The 13,545-nt window shown below is 40.1% G+C and carries 10 protein-coding genes and 1 tRNA gene; 7 read left to right on the top strand and 4 right to left on the bottom strand.

The window, feature by feature from the left end; all coding sequences use genetic code 11:
• Positions 1-28 precede the first annotated feature (28 nt).
• Entirely contained in the window at positions 29-3,466 is a 3,438-nt protein-coding gene (dnaE, locus tag IX83_RS04985; protein WP_038499862.1) for a DNA polymerase III subunit alpha, read from the top strand.
• Between the two features lie 15 nt (positions 3,467-3,481).
• On the opposite strand, the gene IX83_RS04980 is transcribed toward dnaE, so the two are convergent.
• The gene (locus IX83_RS04980; RefSeq protein ID WP_038499860.1) at positions 3,482-4,240 is read right to left on the bottom strand and encodes a YdcF family protein; all 759 of its coding nucleotides are present in this window, start codon (positions 4,238-4,240) and stop codon (positions 3,482-3,484) included.
• The gene (locus IX83_RS04975) at positions 4,233-5,147 is read right to left on the bottom strand and encodes a glycosyltransferase family 9 protein (RefSeq protein WP_158074703.1); all 915 of its coding nucleotides are present in this window, start codon (positions 5,145-5,147) and stop codon (positions 4,233-4,235) included. The genes IX83_RS04980 and IX83_RS04975 overlap by 8 nt, the downstream gene beginning before the upstream one ends.
• A gap of 132 nt (positions 5,148-5,279) precedes the next feature.
• Here IX83_RS04975 and msbA point away from each other — a divergent pair, with 132 nt between their 5' ends.
• The 5 genes from msbA to IX83_RS04950 all read left to right on the top strand — a co-directional run bounded on the left by msbA (position 5,280) and on the right by IX83_RS04950 (position 10,552).
• Positions 5,280-7,064 carry a lipid A export permease/ATP-binding protein MsbA gene (gene msbA, locus IX83_RS04970; protein ID WP_077315871.1) on the top strand — a complete coding sequence of 595 codons (1,785 nt, stop codon included), beginning with the start codon at positions 5,280-5,282 and terminating at the stop codon, positions 7,062-7,064.
• 11 nt (positions 7,065-7,075) lie between these two features.
• Positions 7,076-7,420, top strand: coding sequence for a hypothetical protein (locus IX83_RS04965; protein WP_038499856.1), 345 nt, complete (start codon positions 7,076-7,078; stop codon positions 7,418-7,420).
• A 149-nt stretch (positions 7,421-7,569) separates the two neighbouring features.
• Positions 7,570-9,258, top strand: coding sequence for a carbon starvation CstA family protein (locus IX83_RS04960; protein WP_038499854.1), 1,689 nt, complete (start codon positions 7,570-7,572; stop codon positions 9,256-9,258).
• Between the two features lie 66 nt (positions 9,259-9,324).
• Positions 9,325-9,582 carry a cory-CC-star protein gene (locus tag IX83_RS04955; RefSeq protein ID WP_038499852.1) on the top strand — a complete coding sequence of 86 codons (258 nt, stop codon included), beginning with the start codon at positions 9,325-9,327 and terminating at the stop codon, positions 9,580-9,582.
• Between the two features lies 1 nt (position 9,583).
• Positions 9,584-10,552, top strand: coding sequence for an ArsA family ATPase (locus IX83_RS04950; RefSeq protein ID WP_038499850.1), 969 nt, complete (start codon positions 9,584-9,586; stop codon positions 10,550-10,552).
• 463 nt (positions 10,553-11,015) lie between these two features.
• On the opposite strand, the gene IX83_RS04945 is transcribed toward IX83_RS04950, so the two are convergent.
• Together IX83_RS04945 and IX83_RS04940 are read right to left on the bottom strand one after the other, a co-directional pair.
• Positions 11,016-11,109, bottom strand: a tRNA-Ser gene (locus IX83_RS04945).
• A 27-nt stretch (positions 11,110-11,136) separates the two neighbouring features.
• The gene (locus IX83_RS04940) at positions 11,137-12,408 is read right to left on the bottom strand and encodes an aspartate kinase (RefSeq protein WP_038499848.1); all 1,272 of its coding nucleotides are present in this window, start codon (positions 12,406-12,408) and stop codon (positions 11,137-11,139) included.
• Positions 12,409-12,482: 74 nt separating this feature from the next.
• Between IX83_RS04940 and IX83_RS04935 the strand changes: the two genes are divergently transcribed.
• Positions 12,483-13,418, top strand: a complete 936-nt coding sequence (locus tag IX83_RS04935; RefSeq protein ID WP_051919327.1) for a 2-hydroxyacid dehydrogenase — start codon at positions 12,483-12,485, stop codon at positions 13,416-13,418.
• Positions 13,419-13,545: the final 127 nt, after the last annotated feature.

Genomic DNA, 13,545 nt, shown 5'->3' with positions numbered 1-13,545 from the left:
TTTGTCCCGATAAAAATTTGGTAGTGCTATGTTTGTTCATTTAAGACTTCACTCAGAGTATTCGATTGTAGATGGTATTGTTAATATTCCTCATTTGATTAAAAAGTTAGAATCTTTTGAGCAACCCGCGATTGCATTAAGTGATCAAATGAATTTATTTGGTTTTATTAAACTTTATAAAGCAGCCAGAAAAGCGGGAATCAAACCTATCGTTGCTTGTGATTTAATCGTTGAAAATGAAGAAGACTTAGCCAATCCGCATCGATTATTGGCTATTGCTAAAAATAAAGAAGGCTATCATAGCTTGTGTGAATTGATTTCCCAAGCATGGCTAAATAATGTACGTAAAGATCATGCTGAAATTTGCAAAGAATGGCTGAAAAAATATCGTGGATTGATTCTTTTATCGGGTGGCAAACATGGTGAAATAGGCCATTTGTTAATGAGTGGAAAGTATGAACAAGCTAAAACACTGGCCTTAGCATGGAAAAAAGAGTTTGGTGATGATTTCTATATTGAGTTGCAACGAGCAGGGTTTGACGATGATGAAGTCTATGTTCAGGCGGCTTGTCAGTTGGCCAGTGAAACGGATATTCCTGTGGTGGCAACTCATCCCGTCCAATTTTTAGAAAAAGAAGAATTTACATCACACGAAATTAAATATTGTATTTTAGGTTCTTATCTTTTAGCCGATCCAAAACGTGAACGTTGCTTTATACCAGAACAATATCTCAAAAGTACAGAAGAGATGAAAGCACTGTTTCACGATATTCCTAGTGCTATTGACAATACGATAGAGATTGCAAAACGTTGTAATGTCACGATTGAGTTGGGGAACCCCCAATTACCTATTTTTCCAACGCCTAATGGAGAAACCTTAGATGATTATTTAAGAACGCTTTCCATGCAAGGATTGGAAAAACGCCTGATTCAGTTATATCCTGATGAAAAAGAAAGAAATGAAAAACGTCCTGTTTACGTTGAACGATTAAATAATGAATGTGATGTCATTATTAAAATGAAGTTCCCTGGCTACTTCTTGATCGTTCAAGATTTCATTAACTGGGCAAAAAATAATCAGGTGCCAGTCGGACCTGGTCGCGGATCGGGAGCAGGCTCTTTAGTGGCTTATTCTCTGGGGATCACGGATTTGGATCCATTGAAATATGACTTACTTTTTGAACGATTTTTGAACCCAGAACGTGTTTCCATGCCCGACTTTGACGTGGACTTTTGTAAGGCAAATCGCGATCGCGTGATCGAATATGTCAAAGAACGTTATGGTCGAGACGCGGTATCGCAGATCGCCACGTTTGGTACGCTGGGTGCTAAGGCGGTTGTTCGAGATGTAGGTAGGGTCTTAGATTTACCTTATAGCTTATGTGATTATGTCTCAAAAATCATTCCACAAGATCCCGCCAATCCTTGGTCTTTGGAAAGGGCTTTAAAAGAGTTGCCTGAATTTAAGAGAATGTATGAGCAAGATGAGCAGATTAAATCTCTAGTGGATGCCTCCATTCCTCTTGAAGGCTTGACTCGAAATGTGGGTATGCACGCAGGAGGTGTGTTAATTGCTCCTGGTAAATTAACCGATTTTTGTCCTTTATACTGTCAGCCAGGACATGATGATAGCGTGATTTCACAGTACGATAAAGGAGATGTGGAAGACGTTGGTTTGGTGAAGTTTGACTTTTTAGGCTTACGTAACTTAACGATTCTAGAATGGGCCGTTGCCTATATTAAAGCCTTTAATCCAGCTGCCAAAGATTTTGATTTATTGTCTATTCCAGTCGATGATAAAGCGACATTTGATCTCTTATCATCGGGCAATACGACTGCTGTGTTTCAGCTAGAATCGCGTGGGATGAAAAAGCTTTTAAAAGAGTTACAACCGAGTACCTTTGAAGATATTATTGCGGTATGTGCTTTGTTTAGACCGGGGCCCTTAGATTCTGGTATGGTGACTGACTTTGTCAACCGTAAACATGGTAGAGCGGAAATCGATTACTTCCATAAGGACTTAGAAAGCACCTTATCAAGTACTTACGGTGTGATTGTTTACCAAGAACAAGTTATGTTGATTTCCCAAATTATCGGTGGATATAGCTTGGGTGGGGCCGATTTGCTTCGTCGTGCGATGGGTAAGAAAAAGCCTGAAGAAATGGCCAAACAAAGAGAAATATTCCAAGAAGGGGCGGTCAAAAAAGGCTATGATCGCGATTTAGCCGTTAAGCTGTTTGACTTGATGGAAAAATTTGCTGGCTATGGTTTTAACAAATCACACTCAGCTGCTTACGCCTTATTAGCTTGGCAAACCGCATGGATGAAAGTTCATTACCCAGCAGAGTTTATGGCTGCGACTATTTCATCTGAAATGGACTCAACAGATTCCATGCAAAACTTTATCGTCGATTCCATTGCCAATGGCCTAAGAATACTACCCGTCGATATTAATGAATCAGACTATATGTTTAAGCCTGTAGAAGATGAATTTACTAAAAAAGGCTTATCGCCTCGAACCATTCGTTATGGTTTGGGAGCGATTAAAGGTGCTGGTGAAGGGGCCATGGAGTATATTGTGGCGGAACGTAAGAAAAATGGCCCTTATAAAGATTTATATGATTTTTGTTGTCGTTTAGATAAACAAGTGATGAATCGTAGAATGATTGAAAACTTGGTTAAAGCAGGGGCATTTGATAGCATTGATCCGAATCGTGCGGCGGTGTTGGCCTCTGTATCATCTTGTTTAGAAGCGGCTGTCCAAAGTCATCAAAATAGTATGCAAGATAGTTTATTCCCAGATGACTCACACATGGTGGTACATAATATGGTTAAAGACCACCGACCTTGGACAATGAAAGAGTTATTGGAACATGAAAAAATTGTTTTGGGCTTTCATTTTAGTTACCATCTTTTTGATATTTGGAGAGATGAAATCCGCCGAGTTATTCCAACGTCTTTACAAAAGTTAAATAAACCCATGTCGTCGGTGATGATTGCAGGGGTGATCGAGGATATCCGCGTGTTTCCTAAAAAAGACGGGAATGGACATGTTTATATTTTGATACTGAATGATGGCACACAAACGATTGAAGCCTCTATCAAAGAAGATTTATATTTGATGAACAAAGAAATCTTACAAAAAGAATCTTTGTTGATCGCTAATGTTAAGGTGTCTGAATACAATGGCACTATTCGAGTCGCCATCATGAGTTTAATGACGCTTGAGGCATTAAGAAATGAGTATGCACGTTATCTTACTGTCGAGATTCACGATACGAAGCAGTTGGATAGTTTCAAAAAATGGGCCAAAAAACATCCAGGTCATCTGCCTGTGTCTGTTCAGGTCTCCCATCAAGATTTTGTTTGTGAATTGTCTTTAAACGGGTTTAAAGCGTCAATAAGTGAGCCTGCATTAGAACAGTTACATAATAGTGGTTTGGTTTATAAAATTAACTATATTTAAAGAGGTTAGAAGCGATTAGATCCAATTTCTAAAACGATAAACAAACCAAGCTATATATTCTTTAATGATGGTTCGGCTAGCGTATAAGGCCCGTTCATTGGGTAAAAAATAAAAAGAAACGGGCACGTTATAGCTAATATCAATTTGATTGGGATTGGAAGCGATTTCAATCTGAATCGGATATTTGGAAAATACATGATAGGACCTAGGCATATGAAGTGCTGATGTCACTAAAATGATGTGATGAATGTGCTGTTCTTTGAGGATACTGGCCGTGTATTTGGCATTTTCATACGTGGTGGTGCTTTTTTCTTCTTTAATAATCGCAGACGATGGCACGCCAAGGGATTTGAGTCTTTGGGCCATGACTTGTGCTTCGCTGACGACCCCCGAAGTGGTGCCTCCTGAAACAATAATAATCGGTGCTTTGCCAGCGTGATAAATTTCCGCCGCTCGTTGAACGCGACTAAATGTTTCTTCTGGTAAGTCATCAAACCAATTCACACGGTTGGCAGCGGTGTTGCCACCTAATACGACAATTGCCTGTGCTGCAGTAATATCTTGAATGTCTTTATGGGGGTATAGATTTTCAAGATAAGCTCCCGTCATAATGGATGTATAGGGTAAGCTCCAGATTAACGCCCATAAAGCCCCAAATAATCCCAATCCAATCCCTATTTTTTTTCTTTTGCAAAGTAAACACAAACAGGCCAAACCTAATAGGATAACGGCAAGGTTAACGGGTGGAATGAGAAAAACAAGCAAACTACTCATGATGAGGGGGTAAGAGTGTTAGAGCTTTTTGGTAAACGTCTTGGGCACTGGCCCAGCCTTGTGAGGATCCCATTAAATATTTGTGAGGAGTCCAAGGTGCTGTAATACTTGGATCCGTGACACCGATCATGGTTAACTGCGGTGTTTGGCTAAGACTGCACAGATGAGCGACACCTGAATCATTGCAGATAACTAATTTTGCTAAACTCGTTAATGCAATATAGGTACTTAATTTTATTGAGGGCAAAAATAAAGCCGTCGGAGCGTGAGCTTTTGCAATGCTTAGTTCTTTTTCAGGAACGGACACGGCAACGGTATATCCCTGTGCTTGGAGCATTTGTGTCAGTTCGTGATAATAGGGCCAATTCTTGTCCTTGCCTTTGTGTTTGCCAGTTGCTGTGGGGGCGATAAGAATAAAATCTTTAAGTTGGTAGGTTTCCTGTATGAGCTGAGCCTCTTGTAGGGATTGGGGGTTAATGGTGTAGGGAATATAGTCGTTAAGTTCAGGCGGAGAGCTAAGATTTATTCCCATTTTTTTCCATGTCTCGATGGTCTTTTTGACCAATTCATACCAGCATTGCACTCGATGTACTTGTCGGTTCATGTTAAATCGCCAGCTCAGTAACAAACTTCTACCTTGAGCCTTAAATCCAGCAGTTTTGAGTTTAGCGGCTTTAAAGGTGATGGCACTGGTCAAAGAATGAGGTAATGTCAAGGCAAGAGGGCGTTCACAAGGGTTTTCTTTTAGATGGCGAGCAATTTTTGTAAAATCGTGAATAATTTCCCCGTTTAATTCAATAAAATCTGTGTAGTTAAGGGTGCTTAAAAGTTCTTTTGCCCAAGGTTTTGCACAGATGACTAATTCGATATTTTCTTGTATGAGTGCTTCTATTGAGGGAAGTGACATACAGACATCGCCTATCCAATTAGGTATTCTTAGATATATTCTTTGTTTTTTCATAATACTGGTTTCTATCGTCTCTTAATAAGCGTGTGTTTTGTGAGATAATATAACCTTATTTTAAATTTTTTAAAAGTCATGGAAACGGATAAAGAAAAGAATCTTGAAGTAAAAAATAAAGAAGCAAATGACAGGGCATTATTGCGAAAACTTGCTGGTCGCGTGACGGTTTACTGGAAAATGTTGATTCTGGCCATGGGCTTGACGTTTGCTGCGTCTTCTACTCAAGCAGGGCTAGCTTATATTATGAAGCCATTGCTTGATAACGGCTTTGATAGCAAAACTCATTTGCATTATGTTTGGATGATTCCATGTGCCATTGTTGGCTTGTTTTTACTGAGAGGAATATTGAGTTTTTGTGCGGATTACTGCGTGGCTTGGATTGTGAATAATGTTTTATACAATCTTAGAAGAGATATGTACGCAAAACTCATTTCTTTGCCTGACTCGGTGTACCAGAAAGGTGATTCTGGGAGAATTTTGAACCGTTTTATTCAGGACGTTAATAGCATTGCGTCTTCAGCGGTAAGCTTATTTACTAACTTGGTCAGAGAAGTGTTTGTGATTATCTCTGTGTTTGGCTTATTGCTGTATTTATCATGGCGGCTGACTCTGATTATTATTATCTTGATGCCGATTATTGCTGTCGTGTCGCGTTATTTCTCATTAAAGCTTAGAAAAACCAGTCGTGCACAGATTAATTTGGGCGTGGAACATACCACACGAGTCAAAGAATCTATTGATGGCCAAAGAGAGATTAAATTATTTATGGCTCAGGATTTTGAGATGAAGCGTTACGACGACGTGAACCGTGAAATGCGTCGTCAAGCGATGAAAGCCACTGCAGCCGCTTCGGCCGTGACCCCCGTGACGCAGTTGATGATTTCTGTTGCCGTGGGATGTATTATCGGTGCCGCGATTTACCAAAGTGCACAAGGTTATTTGACGGTGGGTTCATTTATGGCCTTTTGTGCAGCGTTGTTGCAGATTTTTGATCCGATTAAACGTTTAACAGGATTGGCGACTTTAATGCAAAATGCGATTGCCTCAACTGAAAACGTGTACCAGTTTTTAGATGAGTTACCTGAAAAAGACACAGGAAAAGAAACGCATTTGCCAGTGGGTAATTTACGTATTGAATATCAGCATGTTTCATTTACTTATCCAGGTAGTGATCATAAGAATTTGGACAATATTAATCTGGTGATTGAACCTGGTGAAACAGTTGCCTTTGTGGGGCGTTCTGGTGGGGGTAAAACGACTTTGGTCAATACCTTACCTAGATTTATCGATATTGATGAGGGTAAGATTCTGATTGCTGACAAAAATATTCATGATATAAGTTTGCATACCTTGCGTGAACATATCTCTTTGGTTAGCCAGAAAGTATTCTTATTTAAAGGTACAATTGCCCAAAACGTTGCGTATGGTACGACCAAAGCAGTCAGCGACGAAGAAATTGAAGACGCGTTGAAAGTCGCTAATTTATGGGATCACATTAAAACCATGCCAAATGGTATTCATACAGAAGTGGGTGAGGATGGTTCTTGGTTGTCAGGTGGCCAACGTCAACGTTTGGCGATTGCTCGTGCCATGATTAAAAACGCACCTATTCTTATTTTGGATGAGGCGACCTCAGCATTAGATAATGAGTCAGAACGATTAGTTCAAGCGGCGATGGATAAGCTGATGGTGGGTCGCTCAACCTTAGTGATTGCCCATCGTTTATCGACGATTAAAAATGCTGATAAAATTGCAGTAGTGAATGCTGGTAAAATTATCGAATTTGGTACGCATGATGAGTTAATGAAAAAAGAAGGACATTATGCTCATCTTTACCAATTACAGTTTAATAATATTTAAAGAGAAAGCGTATGATTGAACAAACATGGGGATATGAACACCCAGAAGTAAAGGGGCCTAAGGCATTATTATTTTTTACTTGGGATCTGTCTAGAACCATTGATAATGCTTTTAGAAATACGACCCCCGATCAGTTGGATGATAGCTTAAAAACAGCCCAAGCGGGGATCGATGAATTGTTGAAAAAATATGTAGAAATCCAAGCCGATCCTGATACGTTTGAGGGACAAAGCATTCGTTTGCAGATGAGTGAAACAGAAGATACGCATGAGCCTGTCATTGCCTTACAAACTAGTCCAGAACTGGAGCAGAAAATTATCGAACTCAAGCATTATGCCAGCCAAGGCCATGCTTGATATCTCACAGACTGAATCTAACCGCTTTTGTCTTAATGGATGAAAGCGGTTTTTTTATAGATGGCGACTAGGGATAACCCCTATAACTATTTTTTCCGATTTTCAATAAAATAATTTCAAAGTGAAATGATATTAGTAGGAGGGTGTTCATGAATAGTATTGTGATGCTCATATTAGGCGTAGCAGGCATGTTGTCGGGCTATTTCTTTTATTCAAAATTTATTGCGAGTAAAGTATTTAAACTGGATCCGAATTTTAAAACGCCTGCTCATGAGTTTAATGATGGTGTCGATTATGTTCCCACAAATAAGTTTGTATTATGGGGCCATCATTTTACCTCGGTAGCAGGGGCAGCACCTATCGTGGGGCCAGCGATTGCGGTTTTCTGGGGATGGTTGCCTGCCTTTTTATGGGTGGTGTTGGGAACGATTTTTATGGCTGGTGTACATGATATGGCGGCGATTTGGGCCAGTACCCGCAATAAAGGTCATTCTATGGCGACGATTGTTGGGAATTTAATTGGTCCAAGAGCTAGAGTATTGTTATTGGTCGTGATTTTTTTACTGCTATTGATGGTGAATACGGCTTTTGGTACGGTGATTGGTCGCATGATGGTAAATACACCGAGTTCTGTGCTACCTGTTTGGGGAGCTTTGGTGGTGGCATTTATCATCGGTCAATGTATCTATCGATTTAAATTGTCTTTACCCATCGTTTCTTTACTGGGTGTAATCGCTTTATACCTATTGATTTATATGGGACCGATGTTCCCCATTGAACTGCCCAAAGAAATGCTTGGCTTAAATGATGTGGCATGGTGGATTATTATTCTGTTTGTATATGCGGCCATCGCCTCTATTTTACCCGTGTGGATGCTGTTGCAACCTAGAGATTATATTAATGGTTTGCAGTTATTTGTAGGATTGATTGTACTGTATGCTTCGGTAATTATCGTTTCACCCGATGTGGTGGCTCCTGCTTTTAATGAGAATGAAGCAGCTTACAGTGCACCTATCATGCCGTTACTCTTTGTGACCATTGCATGCGGTGCTATCTCGGGCTTTCATGGACTGGTTTCTACTGGAACAACATCTAAACAAGTCAACAAAGAAACAGATATTCGTTTTGTAGGCTATTTGGGTGCCATGGGTGAGGGATTGTTGGCTTTAGTCGCGATTATTGCTACGACAGCAGGGTTTGCTACATTAACAGAATGGGAAGCAGTATATAGTGACTTTGGTAAAGGCGGTATTACAGCCTTTATTAATGGTGGTGCGAGCATTATGGAAAGAGGGGTGGGCCTGTCATCCGAACTTTCGGCTACGATGTTAACTGTGATGGCGGCTTTGTTTGCAGGTACCACAATGGATACTGGGGTTCGCCTACAGCGTTACATCTTGCAAGAAGTTGGTGAAGCTTATCGTTTACCTGTGTTGACCAAAGGTTCGGTCGCTACATTATTAGCCGTTGGTATTTGTGTCTTATTGGTATTTGGTACAGGCGGTTCTGATGGATCAGGTGGTTTAACGATTTGGCCTTTATTTGGTACGACTAACCAATTAATGGCTGGGTTGACCTTGTTGATCGTGACGGTGATCTTGTTAAGAAGAGGGATTAAGAGCTGGTACACCTTATTACCGATGGCGTTCTTATTAACCATGACGGTGATTGCCTTGTTCTTTGAATTACAACGTTATTTTGTGAATGAACAATGGTTATTATTTGTCTTGGGAGCGATTATCTTAATCTCTGCCATCATGGTGACATTGGAATGTGCTCATGTTTTAAGAAAAGAGTGGCCCAAAGGTAAGGTAGCGAATCTTCGAGACGTTGAATAATTCATCGTTTATCAATAGGCATATGAGAATAAACTTTTCATATGCCTTTTTTATGGTGACCTGCTTATGAAATCAAAATGGCAATTATTCTGTGAGGGCTTAAACGAGTTTTACTATGCACCTTATCGTCGTACGCTTTTAAAAGCAAATCGAGATGAAGAAGATTTTTTTATGTTAATGCTCTTTGCTGAAAGTCTAGGAATGCCTAATCCTGTGGCATTTTATACGCTAGAACTTCAGCCTTTTTTTCTGGAAGCCTTTCACGAGTGGCATCAACGTATGGGGATGGAAAAATCGCCTTTTGATCATTTTGGGTGTTGTTAAGATGTCTTTTTTATTAGATTTATTTAATCGACCGATTATTTTTGTAGGTGGCAAGGGTGGTGTAGGCAAGACAACCAGTGCTGCTTGCATTGCGGTAAGATTATCGACAGAAAAAAAGAAAACTTTGATTATTTCCACGGACCCCGCTCATAGTCTGGGCGATGCATTGGATCGACCTTTAAGTGGCGAGATAACGTCTATTACGCCTTATTTAGATGCTATCGAATTAGATACACAAAAGATTGTCGATATGCATTTTAAGCAGATAGAGGATAATGTTCGTCAATACACTAATCCTGATATGTTTCCGAAAGTGCAGGAATTTTTGAAATTGTCCAAACAGGCCCCTGGAGCAGAAGAGGCCGCTATTTTGGAAGCAATTTGTACTTATTTGGTTCGTTTTCAAGATTGGGGATATGACCATATTATTTTTGATACGGCCCCGACAGGACATACTTTGCGTTTGTTGACTTTGCCTGAGATGATGCAAGCTTGGACAGATGGTTTAATCGCACAGCAACAACGTCAACAAAAAATGCGTGAAGCTGCGTCGCGTTTGACTTCAGCCGCACCTGTGGAACAAGCAAAATCACTCTCTAGCCAACGATGGTTACAAGCTCAAGAGATTTTGTTAAAGCGTCGTCAATTATTTTCACAGGCAAGAGATATTTTGCATGATGCACAACGATGTGCCATTGTATTGGTGTTAATTCCCGAAATACTGCCTTTTGAAGAAACTAAACGTGCAGTGTCTCAACTTAATCAAATACATCTGCCCTGTGCAGGACTGATTATTAATCAGGTGATTGATCAAAACCAAGCAGATGCGTTTTGGCAAAATCGTGCGAAACGACAGTTACAAGTGCTTTCCATGATTAATGAAGAGTTTGCCTCATTATCTAAACATTTCGTCGCATTACAAGACAAAGATATACGAGGTTTAGAGGCCTTGGAAGCTTTGTTGGCATAAAGACGCTTGTATTATTGAGTCAGTAGCTGATAAACAAAATGAGGAATGAACGTTTACCCAAAATCGTGACGACACAGCCAAGTATGAGTCAGATGATAAATAAAATGGGAGATGAAAGTTTACGGTCAAACTAGCTCTCAAGCTGTTTTCCATTGGCTCAGGCAAATAATATGTTGGCGATGAGAGTTGGGGCTAAGCAAGAGTGTGAAGATTTGGGGTGCAATGATATCTTAAGTCTCAAACCGTTTTCCATTGGCTCAGGTAAATAACATATTGGCGATGAGAGTTGGCTAAGCAAGAGTGTGAAGATTTGGGGTGCAATGATATATTAAATCTCAAATCGTTTTCCATTGGCTCAGGTAAATAATATATTGGCGATGAGAGTTGGCTAACTAAGAGTGTGAAGATCGGGGATGAAATGATATAAAAAAACCTGTATCAAGTGATACAGGTTTTTGAATTTTGGCGGAAACGGAGGGATTCGAACCCTCGATGCAGGTTTAAGCCCACATGCTTCCTTAGCAGGGAAGTGCCTTCAGCCTCTCGGCCACGTTTCCTAAAAAAATATTAGTATAACATAAAAATTAATTTATACCAGTATTTTCTGGTTCTTTATCTAACTCAAATGCTTTATGAAGTGCTCTAACAGCAAGTTCCATATACTTATCTTCAATTAAAACAGAGGTTTTGATTTCAGATGTACTAACCATTTCGATGTTAATATTTTCATTGGCAAGTGTTGCAAACATACGACTTGCAACGCCAGCATGTGATTTCATGCCAATGCCCACGATGGAAACTTTACACACTTGTTGTTCAACAAAAACATCTTTTGCACCAATTTTAGGTGCCACTTCTTCTTTGATGACTTGTACCGCACGGTTGAAATCAGCCTTTGAAACGGTAAAAGAAAAGTCCGTCGTGCCGTTGACAGATTGGTTTTGGATGATCATATCGATATCGATATTTGCGTCCGCAATGGGTCCAATAATGCCAAAAGCGATGCCTGGTTTGTCAGGAATGGCTAAAAGAGTGATTTTGGCTTCATCTCGGCTAAATGCAATGCCAGATACAACAGCTGCTTCCATTTGTGAATTTTCCTCATATGTAATCAATGTACCGGAGTGTTTTTCAACTTCGATAGGTAAGTCTGGGTCAGTTAAAGAAGAAAGGACTCTGAGCGGGACGTGGTATTTTCCTGCAAACTCAACAGAACGAATCTGGAGAACTTTTGAGCCCAAGGAGGCCATTTCAAGCATTTCTTCAAAAGAAATAACATTCAATCGTTTGGCTTCTGGCACAATACGTGGGTCTGTGGTGTAAACACCATCTACATCGGTAAAAATTAAGCATTCATCGGCTTTTATGGCAGCAGCGATCGCAACCGCAGATGTGTCGGAACCACCACGACCTAATGTCGTGATATTGTTGTCTTCATCAACACCTTGGAAGCCAGTTACGACGACCACTTTGCCCTGATTTAATTCTCGTTTTATGCGATCGGCATCAATGCTACGAATTCGAGCTTTGGTGTATGCATCGTCTGTTTTGATGGGTACTTGCCAGCCTGTGAAACTCTTAGATTCAATGCCAATGGTTTGTAATGCAATGGCTAATAAAGCACTAGATGCTTGTTCGCCAGTAGATGCCAACATATCTAGTTCGCGAGGATCAGGTGTTTCGGAAATTTCATTGGCCAAACCGAGTAATCGATTCGTTTCCCCCGACATGGCAGAGGGAACAACAACGACTTGATGACCCGCACGATGCCATTTTGCGACTCTTTTTGCAACGTTTTTGATGCGTTCGATGGAACCCATTGATGTTCCACCATATTTATGCACGATTAATGCCATAATAATTACTGTAAACTAAGGTATAATTTCTAAAAAATTAAAATTTTATCATTGTTTCCATAGGAGTGGTGCAAATGCAGACAATTTTAACATTAACTAACTTACATCCTTATTTAGAAGCAGAACTACCTAAGCACTTTCGTGTATTAGGAGCGTCGAATTTGGAAGAAAGAAATAGACTTATTCAAGAACGAGGTGCTGATATTACAGGGGTGATTGGGGCGTACAATATTCCTTTTGATCTCAAATGGCTAGCACACATGCCTAACTTAAAAGTGATAAGTAGCTTTGGGGTGGGGTATGATGTTTATGATTTAGCTTGTTTAAAGGCTAAAAATATTGCTTTGTCTAATACACCAAGTGTATTGAATGATACGGTGGCCGATACAGCTATGGCCTTGCTTTTGGCCGCTTCTAGAGGATTGATTCAAGCAGATAAATGGGTCAGAGAAGGGGTATGGCAGTCTGGAAAAGTCTTTCCACTGATGTCAGATATTCATCATAAAAAAGTGGGTATTGTTGGGCTGGGGGCGATTGGCCAAGTGATTGCCAAACGTTTGACTGGATTTGATGCGGATATTCGCTATTTCTCTCGTACAGCTAAAAACGTGCCTTATTTGTTTGAACCTAATTTGAAAAAATTGGCCCAATGGGCTGATGTGCTGATAGTAATAACGGTAGGAGGCCCTGAAACCAAGCATCTTATCAATAAAGAGATTTTAGAATGCTTGGGAGAAAATGGGGTTTTGATCAATGTCGCTAGAGGTAGTGTGGTCGATGAAAATGTCCTAATTGACGTGCTAGAACAAGGTAAATTGGGGGCGGCGGGATTAGACGTTTTTGCCAATGAACCTAATGTACCCTCTAGACTGATAAATTTGCCTAATGTGGTCTTGTCACCGCATGTAGGAAGTGCCACTCAAGAATGTCGTTTAGAGATGGCAAAATTAACCTTAAATAATTTGATTCAGTTTTTTGAGTCAGGTACTTTGATCACACCTGTTGTGTAATAGGTATGTCAAGGTTCGAGCTAGTTTCGTATGGGCTCCTAAACCTCGATAACGCCTCTTGTTTAATAGGTGTTTTGAGATGTTATGTATCCATCGTGATATCCTTAGAGACCTGAGAATATGCATG

It is taken from the genome of Basilea psittacipulmonis DSM 24701 (assembly GCF_000743945.1).
Lineage (GTDB): Bacteria > Pseudomonadota > Gammaproteobacteria > Burkholderiales > Burkholderiaceae_B > Basilea > Basilea psittacipulmonis.
This window is presented reverse-complemented; position numbering and strand designations above follow the sequence as displayed.